Source organism: Rhodococcus sp. NPDC059234, from assembly GCF_042754225.1.
In the GTDB taxonomy this organism is placed as follows: domain Bacteria; phylum Actinomycetota; class Actinomycetes; order Mycobacteriales; family Mycobacteriaceae; genus Rhodococcus_G.
Window position 1 is genome coordinate 1 of record NZ_JBHZAH010000083.1, and the last position, 23,710, is coordinate 23,710.

Here is a 23,710-nt window from a genome sequence, read left to right on the forward strand (position 1 = left end):
CTACTGAGCAGCGGGTCCGGCACCATCGGTCTTGGGTGCCACCGGGGTGGCCGGCGCGGCCGGGGTGGCCGGCGCCACGGCGGGCGTCGCCGGGGCTGCCGCGGTGCCGCCGGACGGCAGGGCATCGCCCTTCATCGAGGCACGGATCTGCTCGAGGCGGCTGTGACCTGCCATCTGCACGCTGGCCTGCTGCACCTCCATCATCCGGCCCTGCACCGAGTTCTGGGCCAGCTCGGCCGAACCCAGCGCGTCGGCGTACCGGCGCTCGATCTTGTCGCGGACGGCGTCGAGGCTCGGGGTGTTACCGGGCGCGGAGAGGGTGCTGTCCATCGAGCGCAGCGAGTCGCTGACCCGCTCCTGCATCTTGGCCTGCTCGAGCTGGCTGAGCAGCTTGGTGCGCTCGGCAACCTTGGCCTGCAGCGCCATCGCGTTCTGCTCGACGGCCTTCTTCGCCTGGGCGGCGGCCTGCAGGGACTGGTCGTGCAGCGCCTTGAGGTCCTCGACGCTCTGCTCGGCGGTCACCAGCTGTGCGGCGAAGGCCTCGGCGGCGTTGGTGTACTGCACCGCCTTCTCGTTGTCGCCCGCCGTTGCGGCCTGATCCGCGAGGGTGACCGCCTGGCGCGCGTTCGCGTTGAGCTTCTCCACCTCGTCCAGCTGACGGCTCAGCTTCATCTCCAGCTGACGCTGGTTGCCGATGACCGATGCGGCCTGCTGCGAGAGCGCCTGGTGCTGACGCTGCGCGTCCTCGATCGCCTGCTGAATCTGAACCTTCGGGTCGGCCTTCTCGTCGATCTTCGAGTTGAAGAGCGCCATCAGGTACTTCCATCCCTTGACGAACGGATTAGCCATGGGTTGATCCTGCCTCCAATTGATGCGCCGCGTCGTACGCGACCCGATGCGCGACCGTCACGCACCGAACAAGGGCACTGCCCCTACCAGCTTGTTCGGATCCACCGGACGAGACCTGGTGGTCAATGTCGAATCTACCGTGGTGTCACGGCCGAACGGGATATCTGCATGCTGTGGGTCGCGCCGACCGCCTACGCGGCCGCCAGGGCCCGCGCGGGTGCGGGAATGACCATCCGGGTGTCCCCGGCGATCCGGGTGGACCCCTCTCGAACCGACGCGGCCGGGCTCGTCCGGGCGGACTCGGCGCCGACTGCCTCACGCTCGTCGGAGACGCGCTCCGCCGCCCCGTCCGAGAGCGTCTCGCTCACGTCGAAGAGCACGTCGGCAAGCGGAACCTCGAGGGCGTCGCAGATGGCGGCCAGCAGTTCGCTGGAAGCCTCCTTGCGCCCGCGTTCCACCTCGGAGAGGTAGCCAAGGCTGACCCGTGCGGAACTCGAGACCTCGCGCAGGGTTCGGCTCTGCGCGACCCTCGTGCGCCGCAGACTGTCACCGATCGCTTCTCGCAACAACACCGTCATCTGGCACCTCCTTCATCTCCACCGACTGCTCATTCAACGCTCGATCGTGACCGAATGGTTCCCGATTGCGGGCAGAATCCCCCCGGCACACCCTCGATCGGACCGAGCCTATCGCTACACCGACCCGTGCACGCGCGCGAGGAGCGTGGACACGGCCGCGCGAACGGCCCCGGCCCGGATCGCCCAACGGTCGCCCGGCAGGCCGAGTTCGCCCACCCGGACGCCGTCCGGGCCCGCGATTCCCAGGAACACCGTCCCCACCGCTCGCCCGTCCTGGAGGTCCGGCCCGGCGACACCGGTCAACCCGACCCCCCAGTCGGCACCACACCGGGCCGCGGCACCGAGGGCGAGCTCCCGCGCGGTGCTCTCGGCGACCGGGCCGTCGCGGTCCAGCACCCGCCAGTCCACGCCCGCCAGCGTGGCCTTGAGGTCGGTCGCGTACACGACCAGTCCCCCGCGGAGCACGACACTGGCCCCGGGCACCCCCGCGACGGTGGCGGTGAGCAGTCCCGCGGTCAGCGACTCGGCGGTCGCGACCGTCTGCCCGCGGGCGGTGAGCGCGGCCACCAGCGCCGCGGCCTCGGTGCCGTCGGTCAGCGGATCGGTCACGAGGACAGCGGGTTCGCGTGCGCTCGCGCGCGGGGTCGGATGGCCTGCACCAGGTAGTCGATGCCGGTCGCGACGGTGAGCAGCACGGCCGCCCCCATCATGATCGCGCTCGCGGTCGACCAGCTGTCGGGCAGCGGCAGCAGGTACATGCCGATCGCGAACGACTGGACCAGGGTCTTGAGCTTGCCGCCGCGGCTGGCGGGGATCACCCCGTGCCGCAGGACGACGAAGCGCAGCAGCGTGATGCCGAGTTCGCGGGCGGCGATGATCCCCGTCACCCACCAGCTGAGGTCGCCGAGGACCGACAGTCCGAACAGCGCGGCACCGATCAGGGCCTTGTCCGCGATCGGGTCGGCGAGCTTACCGAAGTCGGTGACCAGACCGTACTTACGGGCCAGCTGGCCGTCGATGCGGTCGGTCACGGCGGCGATCGCGAACACGACGGTCGCGGCGATCCGCCAGCCGGTCGCGTGGCCGCCGTCGACGAACAGGACCACCAGGAACACCGGGACCAACACGATCCTCAGGATCGTCAGGATGTTCGCGATGTTGAGCAGCGGGACCGGTCGCTCCACGTCGGCGGCCCCGTGCACGCGCTCAGCCCCGGCCACGACAGCTCCGTCGACGTCCCGCGACTGGGCGGTCAACCGAGCACCGCCGAGTCGGCGTGGGGGAAAGCGATGGGGACCGGCACACGGCCAAGAATATCGGTTCCACCCACGACTACTGTGCACCCCATGACTTCTGGCCCCCCCGGATCCGATCGGAACGCACCCGTCGTGCGCCGCGCCCGCACCTCCGACGTCCCGGAGATCAAGCGCCTGATCGACATCTACGCCGGCCGAATCCTGCTCGAGAAGAACCTCGTCACGCTCTACGAGGCGGTCCAGGAGTTCTGGGTCGTCGAGCTCGACGGTGAGGTGATCGGTTGCGGCGCACTGCATGTGCTGTGGGCCGACCTCGGCGAGATCCGCACGGTCGCGGTCGACCCGAACGTCAAGGGCCGCGGCGCCGGGCACCTGGTGGTCGCGCAGCTGATCCGGGTCGCCCGCGAACTCGAACTCGATCGGGTGTTCGTGCTCACCTTCGAGGTGGACTTCTTCAGCCGACACGGCTTCGCGGAAATCGAGGGCACCCCGGTGACCGCGGAGGTGTACGCCGAGATGTGCCGCTCGTACGACACCGGCGTCGCCGAGTTCCTCGACCTGAGCTACGTGAAACCGAACACCCTCGGCAACAGCCGCATGCTGCTGACCCTCTGAATCCGTCGACCGAACACCCCGAGAAAGCGAGCACCCGTGACCGTCATCGCCGTCGAGTACACCTACAGCGAGGCCACCGCCGACCGCCGCGACGAGATCCGTCCCGACCACCGCGGCTGGCTGGCCGGCCTCGTCGAGCGCGGAGTCGTGCTCAGCACCGGACCGTTCGCGGACGGCAGCGGTGCGCTGATCCTCGTCGCGGCCGCCGACGCCGCGGCGGCACGGGAACTGTTCGCGGACGATCCCTTCGCCAGGGCCGACCTCGTCGAGGCGGCCCGGTTCACCGAGTGGCTCCCCGTCATGGGCGCCTTCGCCTGACGAATGCGGCTGCGCCGCGGTGGTGCGGTTACGGAGTCGTCGGGCTCGGTAACCGCACCACCGCACGTCAGTGCAGCGACGCCGCGCGATCGCCTCGGGTCTTGATCAGGCTCGCGACCGTCGTGACGACCAGGACACCCAGGATCACCAGTAGCGACAGGCCCGTCGAGATCTCGGGCACGCTCACGTGCTCGCCACCGTTGACGAACGGCAGGGTGTTCTCGTGCAGTGCGTGCAGCACCAGCTTCAGACCGATGAACGCCAGGATGATCGAGAGCCCGTACGACAGGTAGACCAGCCGCTCGAGCAAACCGCCGATCAGGAAGTACAGCTGACGCAGGCCCATCAGCGCGAACGCGTTGGCGGTGAAGACGATGTACGCCTCGCTGGTGAGGCCGTAGATCGCGGGGATCGAGTCGAGCGCGAACAGCACGTCGGTGAAGCCGATCGCCACCAGCGCCAGCAGCAGCGGCGTGACGACCTTCTTGCCGTCGATCCGGGTGATCAGCTTGTCGCCGTCGAACTCCTCGGTGGTCGGCAGCACCTTCTTGACGAGGCCGATGATCCTGCTCTCGCGCTCCTGCTCGACCTCGGCCTCGTGGCCGTGGTCCTTGACCAGCTTGATCGCGGTGTAGACGAGGAAGAACCCGAACAGGTAGAAGACCCAGCTGTACGCGTTGATGGCGGCGGCGCCGACGGCGATGAAGATGCCGCGCATCACCAGCGCCATCACGATCCCGATGAGCAGCACCTTCTGCTGGTACTCCCGGGGAATCGCGAACGAGGACATGATGATGACGAAGACGAACAGGTTGTCCACCGACAGAGCCTTCTCGGTGACGTAGCCGGCGAAGTACTCGCCGCCGTGTCCGCTACCCCAGGCCCAGACCACCACCAGGCCGAACAGCAGGGCGATGCCGATGTAGACGGCCGACCAGAACGCCGATTCGCGGAAGGTCGGAGCGTGCGGGGTGCGCACGTGCGCGAAGAAGTCGAATACGAACAGGCCGAGGATCACCAGGCAGGTGACGATCCAGACCAACGGGGACACGTGCATGAACTACAGACCTCCGGTTGCCGATGACAGGGCACCGGAGGTCTCTCCCGCCGGTGGTACACCGACCGACAACCCCGGAGCGGCGACGCTGCCGCTCGTGCTGACGAGATTGCCACAGGAATGGGGATACTCCCCTCCAAGCTGTCCCTATTCAACCACAGATTCGGGGGTCCCCATTCCGCGCGACCATCGCGTCAGTCGTCCTCGCCCGCGCCCTCCGGGTCGCCGCCGCGGATGGACCACAGCAGCCCCTCGAGCTCGTCCGGCTTGATCAGCACGTCGCGGGCCTTGGATCCCTCGCTCGGCCCGACCACGCCCCGGGTCTCCATCAGATCCATCAACCGGCCCGCCTTCGCGAACCCGACCCGCAGCTTGCGCTGCAGCATCGACGTGGAGCCGAACTGACTGGTCACCACCAGTTCGACGGCCTGCAGAAGCACGTCCATGTCGTCGCCGATGTCGGGGTCGACGTCCTTCTTCTCCGCCGCCTTGGCCGTGGTGACGCCCTCGGTGTACTCGGGCTCGGCCTGGTTCTTGGTGAAGTCGACGACGGCGGCGATCTCCTCGTCGGTGATGAACGCGCCCTGCATACGGGTCGGCTTGCCCGCGCCCATCGGCAGGAACAACCCGTCGCCCATGCCGATCAACTTCTCGGCGCCCGGCTGGTCGAGGATGACCCGCGAGTCGGTCAGCGAGGAGGTCGCGAACGCCAGCCGCGAGGGCACGTTCGTCTTGATCAGACCGGTCACCACGTCCACGGACGGGCGCTGCGTGGCCAGCACCAGGTGGATGCCGGCGGCGCGGGCCTTCTGGGTGATCCGGACGATCGCCTCCTCGACGTCGCGCGGCGCGGTCATCATCAGGTCGGCGAGCTCGTCGACGATCGCGAGAATGTACGGGTACGGCCGGTACACCCGCTCGCTGCCGAGCGGGGCGCTGATCTCCCCCGACCGGACCTTCTTGTTGAAGTCGTCGATGTGCCGGACCTTGTTGGCCTGCATGTCCTGGTAGCGCTGCTCCATCTCCTCGACCAGCCAGGCCAGCGCGGCGGCCGCCTTCTTCGGCTGGGTGATGATGGGCGTGATCAGGTGCGGGATGCCCTCGTACGGGGTCAGCTCGACCATCTTCGGGTCGATCAGGATCATCCGGACCTCGTCCGGCGTCGCCCGCTGCAGCAACGAGACCAGCATCGAGTTGACGAAGCTGGACTTACCGGAACCGGTGGAACCGGCCACCAGCAGGTGTGGCATCTTCGCGAGGTTGGCGCTGACGAAATCGCCCTCGATGTCCTTGCCGAGGCCGATCACCAACGGGTGGTGGTCCTTGCGGGTCGACGACGCGGACAGCACGTCCGCCAGCCGAACCATTTCGCGATCGCTGTTGGGCACCTCGATGCCCACCGCCGACTTCCCGGGGATCGGCGCGAGCAGTCGCACGTTGTCGGTGGCGACGGCGTAGGCGATGTTGCGGGCCAACGCGGTGATCTTCTCGACCTTCACGCCCGGGCCGAGTTCGACCTCGTACCGGGTGACGGTCGGGCCGCGGGTGTACCCGGTCACCGCGGCGTCGATCTTGAACTGCTCGAGCACCTCGGTGATCGCCTCGATCATCGCCTGGTTCGCGGAGCTGCCCGTCTTCGGCGGGTCGCCCTCGATCAGGAGCGAGGCCGGCGGCAGCGTGTAGTCGCCCTCGATCACCCGGTCCGGGATCAGCATCTCCGGCTCGTCGTCGGACTTCGGCGGCGCGGCCTTGGCCTGGGGCTTCGGCCGCGGCTTCGGCGCCGGGGGCGCCGCGACCGGCGCCGGCGCGATCACCTCGGTGCGCGAGTCCGCGGTCTCCCCGACCGGGTAGTTGGACTCCGGGTCGCCGAGGTCGTGCACCGGGTAGCCGTCCGCGTCGAACAGCGCGGGGTCGTAGTCGGCCGGGTTCTTCCGACGAGACGGTCGCAGGGTCCGCAGATCCTGCAGGTAGTCCGGCTCGTAGCCGTCGTACTCGCCATGCTCGTCATCGTGACGGCCGTCGTCGTGGTGCTCGTCGTCGTAGGGCTCGTAGTCGTCGTGGTGCCGGGCGGTCCCGAACAGCGAGCGCACCCGTTCCGGCACCTCGCGCACGGTCGTCCCGGTCACCAGCAGGATCCCGAAACCCAGCGCGAGCAGCAGCAGCGGGACCGAGAGCCACATCGTCAGACCCGTGGTCAGCGGGCCGCCCGCCGCGTAGCCGACGAAACCGGCCCCGTCCGCGCGTCCCGCGGCGTCGGTCGGTGCCCCGCAGATGACGTGGAAGATGCCGAGCGCGGGCAGCGCGATCAGCAGCGAGCCGAGGACCAGCCGCGGCCGGATCTCCGGCTGCGGTTCGGAGCGCATGAGCACCACCGCGACGCCGACACCGACGACGGGCAGCAGTGCCGCGGCGCCGCCGAACACGGCCCGCACCGCGGTCTCGATCCAGTTCCCGACCGGACCGCCCGCCCCGAACCACACGGCGGCCGCGACGATCACGCTGCCCGCGATGAGACCGAGCGCGATGCCGTCCCGGCGGTGTCCGTGCTCGATGTCGGCGGCCTTGCTCAGGGTGCGCGTGGTGGCGCCGACGCCGCGCGCGGCCAGGGTCCAGCCGCGGCCGAGGCCGTTGCCGATCGCCTTCAGCGGGGTGTTCTTCGCCTTGGCGGGCCTGCGGGGGGCGGCGTTCGCCCGGGTGCGCGGCGCGGTCGACTTGCGCGGGGTGGAGACGGTCCTCGTGGTGCGACCGCCCGATCGCGGCTTCGACGCGCCTGCGGCCGCACCGCCGGACCTGGCGGCGGCGGACCTGGAACCCCCGGACGCGGACGATCCCGCGCGGGCGGACGACCGCGGCGAACTCGCCGCACTCTTGGTAGTCGGGGTTCCGGTCTTTCCTGCCATAGCTGTCAGGCTAGTCGCTCGGGCCCCATCGGGACCATCCGCAACACCCGTAACAGGGGGTCAGATGCTGCGACGACGCGCACTCACGGCGTCGACGGCCGCCGCGGGGCCGTCCGCCTCGAGCCGGACCGCGTCCCGCCCGAACGCGTGCATCGCCAGCTCGGCGGGCTCGCCCCGGAGGACCACCTCGCCGCCCTCGGACCGGTGCACGACCGCACGTTCACCGGTCGGCCGGACCAGCACGACCGTGCAGGGCGCGTTGCGGTAGGCCATCCGGCCCATCCGGGTCGCGATCGCCCACACCGCATCCTGCCGGCGCCGGTCGAGTTCGCGCGGTTCCCACGCCGGTCCGGCACGCCGGACGTCCTCGTGATGGATGAACATCTCGCCGAAGTTCAGCGCCGCGTCGAGGGGCCGCATCGGCGACCAGAGCGGCGGTCCCGAGCGCACCTGGTCGAGCAGGTCAGGAAAGGGCCGGGCGGCGATCGACGCCTGGACCCGCTCGGTGTACGGCGCGATGGCCGCGATCGCGATCCCGGGGGCAGCGTCCAGCCGTCGCTCCCGCAGCACCAGGTGGGCCGCCAGATCGCGTACGGTCCAGCCTCCGCACAGGGTGGGGGCATCAGGTCCGACCCGGGTCATCGTGTCGACCAGTGCGAGGCGTTCGTCGTGGGCCATGCTCATGACCACACGCTACTTTCCCGGGGCGACGTCTCGGCGGACCTCGCTCGCAGTCGGTATGATCCAGCCGTGGCACGAATCGGGTTCGCACTCGCGGACGGGCTGAACGCTGTTCGGCTCACCTGGACCGCGCTGCTCGCCCTCGTCATCACCGCGATGCTCGCGGTCCACAGTCCTGCGGCGATCCTCGGCGCGGCCGTCGCCGCCCTGCTCCTGCTCGCCGCGTCCGGGCGAGGCTCGCGCTCCCCGCTCCGCCTGCTGTCCGAGCCCAGCCACGGTCCACGACACGAGGAGCGTCGACTTCGTGGCGCTTTCCGCAGGCAGAGCGCGCCCGACAGCCCCGGCAGGCCCCGCCAACCCCGAGCACCCGGACAGGTCCTGGTCGCCGCGTAACGCCCAGCGTTGCGTCGGCCAACCCAGTCGACCCAAGTCCATTCGCGTCCAGCCCGCCTACTGCCGGGCGGACGCACTACCCCTGTCACGACGCCGAGTCGATCGCGTCGTGCGCATGCGAGGTGCTCGATGCTCGATTTCATCTACTATCCCGTGTCCGCGATCCTGTGGTTCTGGCACAAGGCGTTCGGCGCCGTTCTCGGACCGGACAACGGGTTCGCCTGGGCGCTCGCCGTGGTGTTCCTGGTCTTCACCCTGCGGCTGCTCCTGCTCGCGCCCGCGATCCGGCAGGTTCGCACGACCCGCCAGATGCAGAAACTCCAGCCCCAGATGCGGGCCCTGCAGAAGAGGTACGCCGGGGACCGTCGGCAACTGACGGTCGAGATGCAGAAGCTCCAGAAGGAGCACGGCTTCAATCCGCTGATGGGATGCCTGCCCGCGCTCGTGCAGGCACCGGTGTTCATCGGCCTCTACCACGTGCTCAGTTCGTTCACCCGCACCGGAACCGGGGTCGGCCAGCTCGCGATGTCGCCGGTGGCCAACGCGAACACCCCGAACTACGTCTTCGGCGTCGGCGACGTGCAGTCGTTCCTGAACGCTCGCCTGTTCGGTGCCCCGATCTCCGTCGCGATCTCGAGCCCGCAGAGCACGCTCGAGTCGTTCGCGTCGCACGGCGGCGTGCCCTCGGTCGCCACGATTGCCGCCGTCGCGATCCCCCTGATGGTGATCGCGGGACTCGCCACCCATTTCAACGCGAGGGCGTCACTGTCGAGGCAGAGCCCGGAAGCCGCGGAGAATCCACAGGCCGCGATCATGGGCAAACTCGCGTTGTGGGTGTTCCCGCTGGGGCTCCTCGTCAGCGGACCGTTCCTCATGATCGCGATCCTGCTGTACTGGGTGAGCAACAACGTCTGGACCTACGCCCAACAGCATTTCGTGTTCGCCCGGATCGACCGCGAGGAGGCGGCGAAGCTCACCGCCGACACCGACCGCCGCGCCGCTGCGACGCCCAGACCTGGCGCCCGCCCCGTCCGGGGCAAACAGGACGCCCGTCCGCTGCAGCGATGACGGTGCCGGCGCGAACCTGAGACGTCCGACAGACGAACGGGGCGGGTGCGGAATGCACTGTCAGTGCGTTCCGCGCCCGCCCCGGGTCCGCTTCGTCGAGGTCGCGCGATCAGACCCCGATGACGGTCGGCACGATCATCGGCCGACGGCGGTACTTGTCCGCGACCCACCGGCCCACGACGCGGCGTACGGCCTGCGCAATCCGGTGCGTGTCGGTGATGCCCTCGCTCGCGAGCCTGCCGAGTTCCGCCTCGACGAGCACCGCGGCCTCCTTGAGCGCCGCCGGGTCGTCGGAGAATCCCCGCCCGTGCACCTCCGGCGTGCTCACCGCCTTGCCGGTGTGCGAGTCGACCGCCAGCGAGATCGAGATGAAGCCGCCCTCGCCGAGGATCAGACGGTCCGAGAGGGTGGAGTCACCGACGTCGCCGACCGAGTTGCCGTCCACGTACACGTGGCCGACCGGGACACGACCGACGATCTCGGCGAGGCCGTCGACCATGTCGACCACCACGCCGTCCTCGGCCAGGACCACCCGGTCCTCGGGGACACCGGTCGCCTTGGCCAGCGCCGCGTTGGCGCGCAGGTGCCGCCACTCGCCGTGCACCGGCATCGCGTTGGTGGGCCGGACCGCGTTGTACAGGTACAGCAGTTCGCCGGCGGAGGCGTGCCCCGAGACGTGCACCTTCGCGCTCTGCTGGGTCACGACCGTCGCGCCACGCTTGGCGAGGCCGTTGACCACCGCGAACACCGAGTTCTCGTTGCCCGGGATCAGCGAGGACGCCAGCACCACGAGGTCATTGGCCCGGACGTTGATCTGACGGTGCTCGCCGCGGGCCATCCGCGACAGCGCCGACAGGGGCTCGCCCTGCGATCCGGTCGAGATCAGCACGAGCCGGTCGTCCGGAAGGTTCGCCGCGGTGTCGATGTCGACGATCACGCCGTCCGGGACCGTCAGGTAGCCGAGGTCCTGGGCGATCTGCATGTTCCGGACCATCGACCGCCCGACGAAGGCGATCCGCCGGTTGTAGCGCACCGCGACGTCCACGACCTGCTGGATGCGGTGCACATGGCTGGCGAACGACGCGACGATCACCCGCTGCTTCGCCTTGCCGATGACGCCGTCGAGCACCCCGCCGATCTCGCGTTCGGGGGTGACGAATCCGGGAACCTCGGCGTTGGTGGAGTCCACCAGGAACAGGTCGACACCCTCGTCGCCGAGCCGGGAGAACCCGGCCAGGTCGGTGAGCCGGCCGTCGAGCGGCAGCTGGTCGAGCTTGATGTCACCGGTGTGCAGGGCGATGCCCGCGGAGGTGCGGATCGCGACCGCGATCGCGTCCGGGATCGAGTGGTTGACGGCGAAGTACTCGCACTCGAACGGGCCGTGCGTGGTGCGCTGACCCTCGACGACCTCGACCAGCTTCGGCCGCTGCCGGTGCTCACGGCACTTGGCGGCGACCAGTGCGAGGGTGAACTTCGAGCCGATCACCGGCAGGTCGGGACGCAGGCGCAGCAGGAAGGGCACCGCGCCGATGTGGTCCTCGTGACCGTGCGTGAGGACGACTGCCTCGACGTCTGCCATCCGGTCCTCGATGTGCGCGAAGTCCGGCAGGATCAGGTCGACGCCGGGCTGCTGGTCCTCGGGGAACAGCACGCCGCAGTCGACGATGAGCAGCTTGCCCTTGTGCTCGAAGACCGTCATGTTGCGGCCGATCTCGCCGATCCCGCCGAGCGCGACGACCCGGAGGCCGTTGTGCGGTGCCTTCGGCGGCAGTCCGAGACGCTCGGTGGGGTCGACCCCGACGCGACCGTCGGGTCGGCCGCCGCCACCCTTCTGCCGCTGCGGGCGACCGCCGCCGGTGCGCTGCGACCTGCCCGCATCCGACTTCGCGTTGTCGGACTTGCGGCGGCGCGGGGTGGACTCGGACTGCTCCTGCGATGCAGCCTTGGACCTGCCCTGCTTCGCGGGGGCAGCCGGTTCCTGCTGGCCCGGGGCGACCGGCTCCGGCGTCTGCGCCTGGGCGACCTGTTCCGGTGCCGGCGCGGCCGGCGGGCCGGACGGACGCCGGGCTGCGCGGCGACGCGGCGGCGGGGTCACGCGAGGACCCCGGCTGCGCGCAGGTCGGCCGCGAGGACCTCGACCTGCTCCGCGGTGGGGGCCACCTGCGGTAGTCGTGGGTCGCCGACGTCGAGGCCCTGCAGCCGAAGGCCCGCCTTCGACGCGGAGACGCCGCCGAGCCGGACGACGGAACGGATCAGCGGCAGCAGGCTCGCGTTGACCTCGCGGGCCCGCAGGACGTCACCCGCCTGGTACGCGGTGAGCAGCTCGCGCAGCCGTCCGGGCGCGAGATGTCCGATGACACTGACGAAGCCGACCGCGCCGACCGACAGCCAGGGCAGGTTGAGCGGGTCGTCGCCGGAGTAGAACTCCAGGTCGGTGTTCGCGATCAGTTCGGCGCCCGCGTTGAGGTCGCCCTTGGCGTCCTTGACGGCCTTGATCCGGGGGTGCTCGGCCAACCGGTAGATGGTCTCGGTCTCGATCGGCACCACCGAGCGCGGCGGGATGTCGTAGAGCATCACCGGCAGGTCGGTCGCGTCGGCGACGGCGGTGAAGTGCGCCAGCAGACCCGACTGCGGGGGCTTCGAGTAGTACGGGGTGACCACGAGCAGGCCGTGCGCACCCGCTCGGGCGGCGTCACGCGCGAGTTCGACACTGTGTGCGGTGTCGTTGCTGCCGGCGCCGGCGATGATCTTGGCGCGGTCGCCGACCGCGTCGATCACCGCGCGCATCAGGTCGAGCTTCTCGTTCTCGGTGGTGGTCGGCGACTCGCCGGTGGTGCCGGCGAGCACGAGGCCGTCGCAGCCGCCGTCGACGAGGTGGGCCGCCAGCTTCACGCCCGCGTCCACGTCCAGCTTGCCGTCCACTGTGAACGGGGTCACCATCGCGGTCAGGATGGTGCCGAACGTACGCCCGACTGGGGCCGATTCACCGTTGGTCATGGTTGTCAAGGTTACCCGGTACAGGGGCGAAGACTGCACACCGCGGGGACGCGGCAGGAGCCGACCGATCAGCCGCCGAGGTCGAACTCGCTGAAGGCCACCTCGGTACCGTCCGACAGCTCGGCAATCTCGAAGTCGCCGAACACGTTTGGCGCGGCCGCGATGAGCTGTCGCAGGCACTCCACCGCGACCTGCCGGATCTCCACGTCGGCGTGCTCGGTGGCACGCATGGCGACGAAATGCCGCCAGGCCCGGTAGTTGCCGGTGACCACCAGCCGAGTCTCGGTGGCGTTGGGCAGCACCGAGCGCGCGGCCTGACGCGCCTGCCGACCGCGCAGGGATCCGTTGGGCACGTGTGCGAGCTTGTCGTCGAGGGCGTCGAGCAGTTCGACGTACGCGGCGCGACTGGCGTCGGTCGCGGCCGCGAACAGCTCCTCGAGTTCCGGGTCACCGGCGATGGCGGGCGGCACCACGACCATGGCGTCCCGCTCGGACACCGACCGCTGCGACAACTGCGAGTAGGACAGGTGCCGGTGCCGGATCAGCTCGTGCGTGCACGAGCGGGAGATCCCGGTGATGTAGAAGCTCACGCTGCCGTGCTCGAGCACGGACAGGTGCCCGACTTCGAGCAGGTGCCGCAGATAGCCGGCATTGGTCGCGGTCCGCGGATTCGGCTTGGACCAGCTCTGGTAGCAGGCCCGGCCGGCGAACTCGACGAGCGCCTCGCCGCCACCGGCATCGGTTTCCCAGGGAACGTCCTCGGGCGGGACGAAGTCCGTCTTCGCAATGAGCTGCACCTTCAGGGACACCGCTTGCCGCACCGCACACCCTTCCTCGGCCCCGGACCACCGGACACCGCCGACCCGCACCCTAGTCCCCGTCGCCCCCGCCGGGATGGGCGAGTCTGCTCATTCTCGCCCCGCTACTTTCCAAGACGGTGTATCCACTGGGTGTACATAGTGTCAGTCGCGGCCCGCGGCCGACACATCCGATCTCGAGATGGAGCGTCCTGTGGTCCACACCTCTACCCGCGTACGCGTGATCCGCGTCGCCGCCGCCGTCGCCGCCGGTGCCGCACTGTTCGTCGGCGGGCCGGTCGGCGCCGCACTGGCCGCGCCGGTCACGGTCACCGCGGCGGACATCGACCACTCGCTACACCTCGAGGGCGCCCCGAACGCCCGCGACGTCGGCGGCTACACCACCACCGACGGCAAGACCGTCAAGACCGGCATGGTGTTCCGCACGGACGCCCTCAACAAGCTGACCCCGGCGGACCTCACCAAGCTCGAGAGCTGGAACGTCAAGGTGGTCGACGATCTGCGCACGGTCTACGAGCGGGCGCTGCAGCCCGACAAGGTGCCCGCCGGCGCGAAGTCGAACTGGTACGACGTGCTCGGCAAGGCCCCGATCAACACGCTGACCGACCTGCAGCTGGCGTACGTCGCGTTCATCGAGGCCCCCGGCGCCAACGAGGCGTTCGCCTCCGTGCTGCGCGACATCCGTGACACCGACGGCACCGTGCTGTACCACTGCAGCGCCGGTAAGGACCGGACCGGCTGGACCACCGCGGTGCTGCTGACGATCCTCGGCGTGGACCGGGCCACCGTGAACGCGGACTACATGCTGACGAACCAGTACGCCACCGACAGCGGCTCGAGCAGCAGCTCCAGCCTCACGGGCGGCGGAGTGAAGCAGGAGTGGCTCGACAGCGCGTTCGCCACCGCGGACAAGCACTACGGCAGCTTCGACAACTACGTGCACCAGGGCCTCGGGTTGACCGACAACGACATCGCGGCACTGAAGGCCAAGCTGCTCACCTGACATCACATGCCGTCAGTGTGGCGTCATCGTGACAGTTGACTGACGCCACGTTTGACGTCACACTGACGGCATGGACCTCTCGGACTACACCCAGACGCTGCGCCAGGACCTGACCACTGCGGCCGCCCTCGGCGACGAGAACACCCGCCGGATCGCCGAGGCCCTGGCCGGCGCCGCCGAGAACTCGGCCCGGCTCATGTTGCTGTCCGCACTGTCCGACCTCGCTACCGAGATCTCCGGCGTGCTCGGCGACCGCACCGTGCACGTCCGCCTCGACGGGACGCAGGTCGCCGTCGAGGTGGGGCAGGCCGCGGACGCCGCCGAGCCGTCCGACACCCCGTCCGAGGCCCCGCCGGAGGAGCCCACCGGCGAACCCGGGTCGGCCTTCGACGACGTCACCGGCGAGATCTCGCGGGTGACACTGCGCCTGGTCGAGCAGATCAAGGCCCGCGCCGAGGAGTCGGCCGCGCAGAACGGCGTGTCGCTCAACTCGTGGATCGGCCAGGCGGTCCAGGGTGCGCTGCGGGACCAGGCCCGCCACGGCCGTTACGGCCTCTGACAACTCGAACAGATCCGGCGCCGGCACAAGCCGCGCCGGTCGAATCCGCTCCCGGGGTGATCTAATGACGCGCACGTTCTGTTCGTCATCACGTTGATCTGCAATCACTCGAGGGGTGGACCCGATGGCCGTGTCTGGCACCAAGGAATTCGACATCAAGGCCGCACCGGCCGACGTCATGGCCGCACTGGTTGCGGTCGATCGGCTGGGTGAATGGTCCTCCTCCCACAAGTCGGTGTCGGTCGAGACCACCCACGAGGACGGCAGGCCGCACCGCGTGCGGATGAAGGTCTCCGTCGTCGGCGTCACCGACGAGCAGGTGGTGGACTACTCGTTCGAGGGCGACGAGAAGCTGTCGTGGACGCTGGTCTCGAGCAGCCAGCAGCGTCAGCAGGACGGCAGCTACCTGCTCAGCGAGAATGCCGACGGCACCACCCACGTGGTGTTCGAGTTGACCGTCGACCCGACGATCCCGATCCCCGGCTTCCTCGTCAAGAAGGCGCAGAAGATGGCGCTCGAGACGGCCTCGAAGGGCCTGACGAAGTTCGTCGAGAGCCAGTAGCTCCCCGCGACGGTGACACGACGGCGGCGTGGTCCGCACGAGGCCGGCCCCGATTCCCGGGCGCGCTGGACGTGGCGGGACTCCGCCGTCGTCGTATCGGTGGTCGTGGCCGGTGTGCTGGTCGCGTTGGCGCTGCCGCACCGATCCCCCAGCCCCGCACCGGCTTCGGCCCTGTCCGACTACTACATCAGCAAGCCGGCGCGGTATCCGGTCGAGATCCCGGGCTGCGAGCGCGTGCTGCCACCACCCCGTTCTGTCGACTTCGGTTGGGCCGGATACGGCCCCACGGAGGGCTACGACAATCCGAAGTACTCCTGGTTCTCCGGCCCCAAGGCGACGGCCATGTCCGAGGCAGCCCGAGCCGCCTTGCCCTCCGACGTCGAGCTCGCATACGCCTCCCCCGCCCGAACGCTGCGGTTCGGCCCGATCTTCGACATCCCCGAGGACCAACTCCCGGAGGGACTCGACTCGGAGGATGTGGGCGGTGACACCACCGCGAGCGCCACTGTCTCCGAGGGTCGACCTGCCGGCCGGGTCAGCGTCACCGTCGGGCGTTGGGACGGTCCGGTTCCGACGTGCGTCGCCGGCAGAGTGGACCGCCGAACGACAGAACCCGACGGCACCGTCGTCGACACCCTCGACACCTGGCACGAGTTCAACGGCGTCCGCACCCTGGAGCGCGCGGCGACCGCATACACCCCGGACGGCAGCCGGGTAGCGGCCCGCGCGACCGATGGTGACTTCGCCGGTCACAGCGGCCGGGTGCCGTTGACCCTCGGCCAGCTCTCCACGATCGCGCTCGCCCCCGGACTGCGGACCACCACACCCGTCCCGCCGGGTACGCCTTCCCCACGCCCGGGCTGCGGTGAGGGCATCGAGCCGCTCGGCAGCCCCCTCGACCGAGCGACCGTTGCGCGCCTGAGCCTCGCACTGCAGGACGCCTGGCGGGCGGGCGCCCCCGCCGACGTGGTACCGGACCGTCCGATCGGCTCGCTCGAACTCGCCGAGTCGTCCAACGGGGCCGCCTGCGAGGTCCTCGGCGTCACCGGGTCGGGAGGAGCCGGCGAGCTGACCGTCACGATCGACAGCGACTCGCCCGCGCCGGAGGAGTTCTCGACGCCCCGGCCCGACGTGGCGGCAACAGTCCTTGCGGACGGCTCCCGGGTACTGCGGCACGCCCCGGCCGCGGTGACGGTCGCGCGGCCGTCGGGAACCGCCGTGCGGATCCGCCTGTCCGGCAACGGGACTGCGCTCACCCTTGACCAGCTGCAGGCGATCGCGACGGCCCCCGGACTCGACCTCTAGGTCGTCGATCGGCGACAGCACGTCGAATCGGTCACGTGCATTGCGCAAGCTGGGCTGCAAGGTCCCCTCGGTCGCCCACGATGACATCCGCGAGGCCGAGCCAGTCCGCCATCTCGCGCAGGGCGGTCGCGAGCGCGCTCGCGACGGGTCCCGGCGCATGACCCGGTTCGACGAAGGCGGCGGCCACCCGCAGCCCGTCCGCCGCTCGATCGGCCTTGAGGTCGACCCGTGCGACGAGTCGGCCGTCGAGCAGGAACGGGAAGACGTAGTAGCCGTGCACCCGTTTGTGCTGCGGGGTGTAGATCTCGAGCCGGTAGTGGAAGTCGAAGATGCGCTGCGCCCGAGGCCGGAAGAACACCACCGGGTCGAACGGGCAGAGCAGTGCGGAGCCGCTGATCGACCGCGGCATGCGTGCGCCGGCGAACAGATAGGCCTGCGCGTCCCATCCCCGGACTGCCACGGGGATCAGGGCACCGTCCTCGACGAGATCGGCGATCGCGGATCGTGCCTGCCCGGCGGCCAGCCGGTAGTAGTCCCGCAGGTCTGCCTCGGTGCCCACCCCGAGCGCACGGGCGGACCGCCGGACCAGTTCGCGCACTGCGGCGACCTCCTCGACGCGGGTGTCGACGACGGACGGCGGCAGCACCCGCTCGGCGAGGTCGTAGTGCCGGACGAAGCCGACCCGCTTGTCGACCGACAGGGCGCCGGCCGAGAACAGTTGCTCGCACACCACCTTCGTGTCGCTGCGGCCCCACCAGGGGCCACCGCGCTCCCGGACCTCGAGCTCGAGGTGTCGTTCGACGTCACCCGCGGAGGCCGCCCCTACCTCGGTGATGACGTCGAGCACGTCGGCGCCGAGGCTGGGATTGCGTTCGAGCACTCGGTGCACGCCGGCCCACCTGCCGCCCTCGAACCGTCGCATGCGCCACCGCAGCAACGGCCAGTCCTCCACCGGAATCAACGCGGCTTCGTGGGCCCAGTACTCCACCAGCGCACGGGGTTTCGCCGCGGTGTCGCGCCACGACGCGGAATCGAGCAGGGCCCGGTCGTATCCGCCGATCCGGCTGAACACCGGCATGTAGTGCGCACGAATCGCGACGGACACGGAGTCGATCTGGAGCAGCCCGGTTCGCCGCACCGTGGAGAGCAGGTGTCGACGGGTGGGCGCCACCGGGCGCCGGTCGGCGAATCCCTGTGCGCCGAGCGCGATCCGGCGAGCCGCGTCGGCACTCAACTCCTGCATGCGTACACCATGCCACCGGGGTACGACATCACGCCGATGGTGACCGGTGATCCCCCGGACCCAGGAGCCGAGGGATCACCGATGCGACATCAGGAGGAGCCGAACAGGTTTCCCAGCCACTCGAACCCCGGCGGCAACTGGAGTCCGGCACCGGTCGGGCCGGTCGGACCGACCGGCCCCTTCGGCCCGACCGGGCCCTTCGGCCCGACGATGACCGCCTTGGGGCCGATCGCGGCCGACCAGTCGGCGCCCGCGACGTCGACGGCCGCCGGGTTGGCGGTCGGCGCGGCATTCGCGATCGGAGCCGCCATCGCGAGTCCGGCCGCCACGACCCCGGCACCCGCCACGGCAGCTCCGCAGCGACGGGCGATCGAGCGACGTCGGGGAGATTCGCTCCGGGAGGCGCTCGAAGCGACCGCACCCTCGTTGTTCGGCGATGTCATGAATGGCCTTTCCGCTGACGGGAATGTTGCGAACTCGATTAGCGCAGCGAATGAGATACAGCTCACTGCACCGGAATTCAACCAGAACCGCGATCCCTTGAATCGAATACCGCGGATTCACAGGCACAGCTATTCGTGCGCACGAATTCCCAGGTCGTCAGCCCTGCGCCAGCGTCACGGCCACCGTCGCACCCAGCTCGTAGCAGCGCTCGCGCGCGGCGGCGTCCACCCCGTCGGTGATCTCGACGGTCGCCGCGACCTTGGTCAGTGCCAGACCGGTGACGATCTTGTCCACCGACCGGACCGCCCCCGCGGTGTCGTTGTTGCCGTGCACCCACAGCCCGTACGGCCGGCCCGCGACCGCGTCCAGGCACGGGTAGTACACGGTGTCGAAGAAATGCTTGAGCGCCCCGGACATGTAGCCGAAGTTGGCGCTGGTGCCGAAGACGTACCCGTCCGCCGCGAGCACGTCGGGGATCGTCGCACCGAGCGCAGGCACCGAGCGCACCGTCACGCCCTCGATGTCGGGGTCGTTGGCGCCCGACAGCACCGCCTCGAGCAGTTCGCGGGTCGGGGGCGAGGGCGTGTGGTGCACCACCAACAGCGTCGGCGCACTCCCGGATTCCGTCACGCGGTCCAGACTACGGCCGGCGCGGCCCGGTCAGCCCTGTGCGCGCTCGGCCGCCTCGAGCGCGACCGCCCGACGCATGGTCTCGCGCGCCCGACCACGATCACCCGCGTAGTCGTACGCCCGCGCCAACCGGTACGAGTTGCGCCAGTTGTCCGGGTCGGCCTCCCACTCGGACTTGACCTGGGCGAACATCTCGTCGGCGGCGTCGCGGTCGATCCGGCCCGACGGACGCCGAGGCAGCTCCGAGACGTCCAGCTCGAGCCCCTCCTCACGAATCCGCGCGGCGAGATGCTGGTGCTGGAACCCGGCGCGCAGGGTGGCGAAGACGATCCAGACGCCGATGAACGGCAGGATCAGGACACCGATGCCCAGCCCGATCGGGGCCAGTCCCCCGCTCTGGATCAGCTCGATCCCGCGCTGGCCGAGGAGCACGAAGTAGAAGCCGAGCGCGAGGACGATCGCCGCGATCGTCACGACCACCCGGGTGGCCTGGTTCCTCACAGGTCGAGGAGGGGATCGATACCGACGGTCAGGCCCGGCCGGCCGGCGATCTCGCGGACGCCGAGCAGCACGCCGGGAACGAAGGAGTTCCGGTCGATGGAGTCGTGCCGGATGGTCAGGGTCTCACCCTGGGTTCCGAGCAGCACCTCCTGGTGGGCCACGAGCCCCGCGAGCCGCACCGAGTGCACGCGCACACCGTCGACGTCCGCGCCGCGGGCGCCCTCGAGCTCGGTGGTCGTCGCGTCGGGGCTCGGTCCGCGGCCGGCCTTCGCCCGTGCCGCCGCGATCAGGGCGGCGGTCCGGTAAGCGGTGCCGGACGGGGCGTCGAGCTTGTTCGGGTGATGCAGCTCGATGACCTCGACGGAGTCGAAGAAACGGGCGGCCTGCTCGGCGAACCGCATCGACAGCACCGCACCGATCGCGAAATTCGGCGCGATCAGCACGCCGACCTCGGGCCGCTCGGTGAGCCATCGCTGCACGTGCGCGAGCCGGTCCTCGTCGAAGCCGGTGGTGCCGACGACGGCGTGGATGCCGTTGGCGACCAGGAACTCGAGGTTGCCCATCACGACGTCGGGGTTGGTGAAGTCGACCACCACCTGGGTGCGGGTGTCGACGAACTTCTCGATCCGGTCGCCCTGGTCGACCGTCGCGACGAGCTCGAGGTCCGGCGCGGCCTCGACCGCCTCACAGATCGTCCGGCCCACTTTGCCGTTGGCACCAAGGACTCCGACCCGAATCACCGTCACTTGACCTTCACTCCGTCCGATCGTGTTGTACGTCGCGGCAAGCCTACGCAATCGGCTCTCCGCCGCGACGAGCGGTGATCGACCCGACCGCCTCGAGCCGACCTGGTCACCGCGCCCCGACCGGCGGACAATGGAACTGCGAAACGAGCGAGGAAGTGGTCGGCGATGCCGAACGACATGATGATGGCCTGGATGCATCAGTTCATGATGTGGATGCACCAGATGGGGTTCCCGATGCCGATGATGCCCCACCAAGGGATGTGAGCCCCGAGGCCGAACGCTCAATCGAAGACGACGACCTGACGGATGGCGTGACCGTCGGCCAGTTCGTCCATGCCGCGATTGATCTCGTCGAGGGTGATGCACGAGGAGACGAGCTTCTCCACCGGCAGACGCCCCTCCCGCCACATCTGTGCGTAGATCGGGATGTCGCGGGACGGTACCGCCGATCCCAGGTAGCTGCCGACGATCGTGCGGGCCTCGGCCACCAGGGCGAGCGGCGAGATCGCCGACCTGGCGTCCGGGCTCGGCAGGCCGACGGTCACCGTCGTGCCGCCCGGCGCGGTCGCGGCGACGGCGGTCTCGAACGCACGGGCATTGCCCGCCGCCTCGACCACGACATCGGCCCGCACACCCCGCGCGGCCAGCTCCGTCGGGGTCAGTACCGCAGTGGCTCCGAGTTCGGTTGCGGTGGACAGTTTCTCGGGCATCGCGTCGACGCCGATCACGTCCCCGTACCCGAGGGACACCGCGGCGAGCACCGCCGCCATGCCCACTCCCCCGAGCCCGACCACCATGATGGAATCGCCCGGTGCGGGATGCGCCGCGTTGAGCACCGCACCGCCGCCGGTGAGCACCGCGCAGCCGAGCACGGCCGCAATCTCCGGCGGAACGTCGTCGCCGACCGTCACCACGGAACGACGGTCCACCACGGCGTGCGTGGCGAACCCGGACACGCCGAGGTGATGGTGGACCGAGTCCCCGCCCCGAGAGAGCCGTCGGCCACCGCCGAGCAGCACGCCCTCGTTGTTGGCGGCGCTGCCCGCACTGCACGGCATCCGGCCGTCGGCAGCGCACCCCGCGCACTCACCGCAGCGCGGCAGGAAGGTCATCACGACGCGGTCCCCGACCGCGACGTCGGAGACCCCCGCGCCCCGCGCCTCGACGCGCCCGGCCGCCTCGTGCCCGAGCAGCATCGGGACCGGCCGCACCCGATTGCCGTCCACGACGGACAGGTCCGAGTGGCACAGCCCGGCGGCCTCGATCCGGACCAGCAGTTCACCCGGTCCGGGCGGGTCCAGCTCGAGATCGCAGACGCTGATCGGCCGCGAGTCCGCGAACGGCCGCGGTCGGCCGATCTCCTCGAGCACCGCACCGCGAATCCGCATCCGCTACCTCCCGACGTCCCGGTCGCCGCGATCCCGGCGCCGACGACCACCCTGCCACGCCTCGAACACCACCAGCCCGATCACCACGCCCGCGACGTCTGCCGCCCAGTCCCACACCGAGCCGCTGCGTTGGATCGGCAGCGTCGCCTGCAGCACCTCCGACAGGCCCGCGTATGCCACCGCCGCCGCCGCGACCGTCCGCGGTCCGAGCCTCGCGTACCGCGCGCTGAACGCCAGCGCCGCGAACATCAGCAGGTGCGTGATCTTGTCGCTGTTCGGCGGGCCGCTCGGGACTGCGGACCCGGGCGAGAACAGCAAGACCAGCGTCACCACGAAGACGACGCACAGCGGCAGCCGACGCAGCCGCGTCAACGCTCAGACGATCCCGCGCACGACCGCAGGCAGGTCCCGCTTGCGCCTGTACGGCCCGACGACAGAGGCCGCGAACGGCCGGTTCAGCAGCATTGCCGCGACCTCCCGCACCTCGGCATTGGTCACCGCGTCGATCCGCGCGAGCGTCTCGGTGATGCTCCGGTGACTGCCGTAGTTCAGTTCGGCGCGACCGATGCGGTGCATCCGCGAACCGGAATCCTCCAGCCCCAGAACCATGCCGCCGCGGATGGAACCCTTCGCCCGGGCGCACTCCGCGTCGGTGATGCCGTTCGACGCGACCTGGGCGAGCACCTCGCGGATCAGGGTCGTCACCTCGGCGAGGTTCTCCGGCTGGCAGCCCGCGTACACCGAGAACGCGCCGGTGTCGGCGAACGTGTCGATGCTCGAGTACACCGAGTACGCGAGACCCCGGGACTCCCGAATCTCTTGGAACAGACGGGAACTCAGCCCACCACCGACCGCGGTGTTGAGCACCGACAACGCCCACCGGTGCCCCTCGTGGCGGCCGAGTGCTCGCACGCCGAGCGACAGGTGCGCCTGTTCACCGTCGTGCTCGATCAGACTGAGCGAGGGCGCTGTGCGCAGTCGCAGGCGGCCCTCACGGCGCGGCGCGGGTTCGGCTCCGTCGTGGACGTGGCCGGCGAAACTGCGCCGCACCATCTCGACGGTCTGCGCGTGGTCGACGTTGCCGGCGACCGCGACCACCATCCGCTGCGGGGTGTAGCGGCGGACGTGGAACGAGTGCAGCTGGGACCGGGTCATCGACTCGATCGACTCGGTGCTGCCGATCACCGGCCTGCCCACCGGGTGATCGCCGAACAGCGCTGTCAGGAAGTCGTCGCCGAGCAGATCCTCGGGGTCGTCGTCACGCATCGAGATCTCCTCGAGCACGACCTGACGCTCGATGTCCACGTCCGCGGACCGGCATCGTCCACGCAGGACCACGTCGCTGACCAGGTCGATCGCGAGAGCGAGGTCCTCGTCGAGGACGTGCGCGTAGAAGCAGGTGTGCTCGCGCGAGGTGAAGGCGTTGAGTTCGCCGCCGATCCCGTCGACCACCTGGGCGATCTCGAGTGCGCTGCGCGTGGGCGTCGACTTGAACAGCAGGTGCTCGAGGAAGTGCGCGGCGCCGGCCACCGTCGGCTGTTCGTCGCGGGACCCGACGCCCACCCAGACTCCCACCGACGCCGAGCGCACGCCGGGCATGTGCTCGGTCACCACCCGGAGTCCCCCGGGAAGGACCGTGCGCTGTACGCCCGATGCGGGGGTTCGGGTCTTCGTCTTGCGGGTGAGGGTGCTCGTGCGACTGCGATCGTTCGTTGCCATTAGAAGTCCACACAGTACACACCGAGCCGGACACGAATTCCGGCAGCGGCCGTTACGACTCCGCCCGAACGACGAAAGCC

At 70.0% G+C, this 23,710-nt stretch carries 26 protein-coding genes; 8 read left to right on the forward strand and 18 right to left on the reverse strand.

Annotation, left to right across the window (positions count from 1 at the left end; genetic code table 11):
• From pspA to pgsA, 4 genes are all read right to left on the reverse strand, one after another.
• Positions 1 to 849 (reverse strand): phage shock protein PspA, encoded by an 849-nt coding sequence (gene pspA, locus ACFXGJ_RS17085; protein ID WP_378622203.1) that lies wholly within the window; start codon positions 847 to 849, stop codon positions 1 to 3.
• Positions 850 to 1,040: 191 nt separating this feature from the next.
• On the reverse strand, positions 1,041 to 1,427 hold the full coding sequence (locus ACFXGJ_RS17090) for a helix-turn-helix domain-containing protein (RefSeq protein WP_378622205.1): 387 nt from the start codon (positions 1,425 to 1,427) through the stop codon (positions 1,041 to 1,043).
• 114 nt (positions 1,428 to 1,541) lie between these two features.
• Positions 1,542 to 2,036, reverse strand: a complete 495-nt coding sequence (locus tag ACFXGJ_RS17095; RefSeq protein ID WP_378622208.1) for a CinA family protein — start codon at positions 2,034 to 2,036, stop codon at positions 1,542 to 1,544.
• On the reverse strand, positions 2,033 to 2,647 hold the full coding sequence (gene pgsA / locus ACFXGJ_RS17100) for a CDP-diacylglycerol--glycerol-3-phosphate 3-phosphatidyltransferase (RefSeq protein WP_378622211.1): 615 nt from the start codon (positions 2,645 to 2,647) through the stop codon (positions 2,033 to 2,035). The genes ACFXGJ_RS17095 and pgsA overlap by 4 nt, the downstream gene beginning before the upstream one ends.
• A gap of 126 nt (positions 2,648 to 2,773) precedes the next feature.
• Between pgsA and ACFXGJ_RS17105 the strand changes: the two genes are divergently transcribed.
• Together ACFXGJ_RS17105 and ACFXGJ_RS17110 are read left to right on the forward strand one after the other, a co-directional pair.
• On the forward strand, positions 2,774 to 3,298 hold the full coding sequence (locus ACFXGJ_RS17105) for an amino-acid N-acetyltransferase (RefSeq protein ID WP_378622213.1): 525 nt from the start codon (positions 2,774 to 2,776) through the stop codon (positions 3,296 to 3,298).
• A 36-nt stretch (positions 3,299 to 3,334) separates the two neighbouring features.
• On the forward strand, positions 3,335 to 3,616 hold the full coding sequence (locus tag ACFXGJ_RS17110; protein WP_378622216.1) for a YciI family protein: 282 nt from the start codon (positions 3,335 to 3,337) through the stop codon (positions 3,614 to 3,616).
• 67 nt (positions 3,617 to 3,683) lie between these two features.
• Here ACFXGJ_RS17110 and ACFXGJ_RS17115 read toward each other — a convergent pair whose 3' ends face one another.
• The 3 genes from ACFXGJ_RS17115 to ACFXGJ_RS17125 all read right to left on the reverse strand — a co-directional run bounded on the left by ACFXGJ_RS17115 (position 3,684) and on the right by ACFXGJ_RS17125 (position 8,257).
• Positions 3,684 to 4,673, reverse strand: coding sequence for a TerC family protein (locus ACFXGJ_RS17115; protein ID WP_378622218.1), 990 nt, complete (start codon positions 4,671 to 4,673; stop codon positions 3,684 to 3,686).
• A 194-nt stretch (positions 4,674 to 4,867) separates the two neighbouring features.
• Positions 4,868 to 7,573, reverse strand: a complete 2,706-nt coding sequence (locus ACFXGJ_RS17120; protein ID WP_378622221.1) for a DNA translocase FtsK — start codon at positions 7,571 to 7,573, stop codon at positions 4,868 to 4,870.
• 60 nt (positions 7,574 to 7,633) lie between these two features.
• Complete coding sequence (locus ACFXGJ_RS17125; RefSeq protein WP_378622223.1) at positions 7,634 to 8,257, reverse strand: TIGR03085 family metal-binding protein; 624 nt, start codon at positions 8,255 to 8,257, stop codon at positions 7,634 to 7,636.
• 66 nt (positions 8,258 to 8,323) lie between these two features.
• Between ACFXGJ_RS17125 and ACFXGJ_RS17130 the strand changes: the two genes are divergently transcribed.
• Both ACFXGJ_RS17130 and yidC read left to right on the forward strand, forming a co-directional pair.
• On the forward strand, positions 8,324 to 8,647 hold the full coding sequence (locus ACFXGJ_RS17130) for a DUF6412 domain-containing protein (RefSeq protein ID WP_378622227.1): 324 nt from the start codon (positions 8,324 to 8,326) through the stop codon (positions 8,645 to 8,647).
• A 129-nt stretch (positions 8,648 to 8,776) separates the two neighbouring features.
• The gene (gene yidC, locus ACFXGJ_RS17135; protein WP_378622230.1) at positions 8,777 to 9,715 is read left to right on the forward strand and encodes a membrane protein insertase YidC; all 939 of its coding nucleotides are present in this window, start codon (positions 8,777 to 8,779) and stop codon (positions 9,713 to 9,715) included.
• 109 nt (positions 9,716 to 9,824) lie between these two features.
• Here yidC and ACFXGJ_RS17140 read toward each other — a convergent pair whose 3' ends face one another.
• The 3 genes from ACFXGJ_RS17140 to thyX form a co-directional block, all read right to left on the reverse strand.
• Complete coding sequence (locus ACFXGJ_RS17140) at positions 9,825 to 11,810, reverse strand: ribonuclease J (protein WP_378622232.1); 1,986 nt, start codon at positions 11,808 to 11,810, stop codon at positions 9,825 to 9,827.
• The gene (dapA, locus tag ACFXGJ_RS17145; protein WP_378622235.1) at positions 11,807 to 12,712 is read right to left on the reverse strand and encodes a 4-hydroxy-tetrahydrodipicolinate synthase; all 906 of its coding nucleotides are present in this window, start codon (positions 12,710 to 12,712) and stop codon (positions 11,807 to 11,809) included. The genes ACFXGJ_RS17140 and dapA overlap by 4 nt, the downstream gene beginning before the upstream one ends.
• 68 nt (positions 12,713 to 12,780) lie before the next feature.
• On the reverse strand, positions 12,781 to 13,533 hold the full coding sequence (thyX, locus tag ACFXGJ_RS17150) for an FAD-dependent thymidylate synthase (RefSeq protein WP_378622237.1): 753 nt from the start codon (positions 13,531 to 13,533) through the stop codon (positions 12,781 to 12,783).
• Between the two features lie 190 nt (positions 13,534 to 13,723).
• Between thyX and ACFXGJ_RS17155 the strand changes: the two genes are divergently transcribed.
• From ACFXGJ_RS17155 to ACFXGJ_RS17170, 4 genes are all read left to right on the forward strand, one after another.
• Complete coding sequence (locus ACFXGJ_RS17155; RefSeq protein WP_378622239.1) at positions 13,724 to 14,533, forward strand: tyrosine-protein phosphatase; 810 nt, start codon at positions 13,724 to 13,726, stop codon at positions 14,531 to 14,533.
• A 70-nt stretch (positions 14,534 to 14,603) separates the two neighbouring features.
• Positions 14,604 to 15,092, forward strand: coding sequence for a toxin-antitoxin system HicB family antitoxin (locus tag ACFXGJ_RS17160; RefSeq protein WP_378622242.1), 489 nt, complete (start codon positions 14,604 to 14,606; stop codon positions 15,090 to 15,092).
• A gap of 124 nt (positions 15,093 to 15,216) precedes the next feature.
• Positions 15,217 to 15,654, forward strand: a complete 438-nt coding sequence (locus ACFXGJ_RS17165) for an SRPBCC family protein (RefSeq protein WP_378622245.1) — start codon at positions 15,217 to 15,219, stop codon at positions 15,652 to 15,654.
• 12 nt (positions 15,655 to 15,666) lie between these two features.
• Positions 15,667 to 16,959, forward strand: coding sequence for a hypothetical protein (locus ACFXGJ_RS17170; RefSeq protein WP_378622247.1), 1,293 nt, complete (start codon positions 15,667 to 15,669; stop codon positions 16,957 to 16,959).
• A gap of 31 nt (positions 16,960 to 16,990) precedes the next feature.
• On the opposite strand, the gene ACFXGJ_RS17175 is transcribed toward ACFXGJ_RS17170, so the two are convergent.
• The 8 genes from ACFXGJ_RS17175 to ACFXGJ_RS17210 form a co-directional block, all read right to left on the reverse strand.
• The gene (locus ACFXGJ_RS17175; protein WP_378622249.1) at positions 16,991 to 18,202 is read right to left on the reverse strand and encodes a winged helix-turn-helix domain-containing protein; all 1,212 of its coding nucleotides are present in this window, start codon (positions 18,200 to 18,202) and stop codon (positions 16,991 to 16,993) included.
• An 89-nt stretch (positions 18,203 to 18,291) separates the two neighbouring features.
• On the reverse strand, positions 18,292 to 18,549 hold the full coding sequence (locus ACFXGJ_RS17180; RefSeq protein ID WP_378622252.1) for a hypothetical protein: 258 nt from the start codon (positions 18,547 to 18,549) through the stop codon (positions 18,292 to 18,294).
• Between the two features lie 253 nt (positions 18,550 to 18,802).
• The gene (locus ACFXGJ_RS17185; RefSeq protein ID WP_378622254.1) at positions 18,803 to 19,276 is read right to left on the reverse strand and encodes a flavodoxin family protein; all 474 of its coding nucleotides are present in this window, start codon (positions 19,274 to 19,276) and stop codon (positions 18,803 to 18,805) included.
• A gap of 30 nt (positions 19,277 to 19,306) precedes the next feature.
• Positions 19,307 to 19,777 (reverse strand): hypothetical protein, encoded by a 471-nt coding sequence (locus ACFXGJ_RS17190; RefSeq protein ID WP_378622256.1) that lies wholly within the window; start codon positions 19,775 to 19,777, stop codon positions 19,307 to 19,309.
• Positions 19,774 to 20,517 (reverse strand): 4-hydroxy-tetrahydrodipicolinate reductase, encoded by a 744-nt coding sequence (gene dapB / locus ACFXGJ_RS17195; protein ID WP_378622275.1) that lies wholly within the window; start codon positions 20,515 to 20,517, stop codon positions 19,774 to 19,776. The genes ACFXGJ_RS17190 and dapB overlap by 4 nt, the downstream gene beginning before the upstream one ends.
• Positions 20,518 to 20,804: 287 nt before the next feature.
• Positions 20,805 to 21,911 carry an alcohol dehydrogenase catalytic domain-containing protein gene (locus ACFXGJ_RS17200; RefSeq protein ID WP_378622258.1) on the reverse strand — a complete coding sequence of 369 codons (1,107 nt, stop codon included), beginning with the start codon at positions 21,909 to 21,911 and terminating at the stop codon, positions 20,805 to 20,807.
• Positions 21,912 to 21,914: 3 nt separating this feature from the next.
• Positions 21,915 to 22,283 (reverse strand): VanZ family protein, encoded by a 369-nt coding sequence (locus ACFXGJ_RS17205; protein WP_378622271.1) that lies wholly within the window; start codon positions 22,281 to 22,283, stop codon positions 21,915 to 21,917.
• A gap of 3 nt (positions 22,284 to 22,286) precedes the next feature.
• Positions 22,287 to 23,630 (reverse strand): M16 family metallopeptidase, encoded by a 1,344-nt coding sequence (locus ACFXGJ_RS17210; protein ID WP_378622273.1) that lies wholly within the window; start codon positions 23,628 to 23,630, stop codon positions 22,287 to 22,289.
• Positions 23,631 to 23,710: the final 80 nt, after the last annotated feature.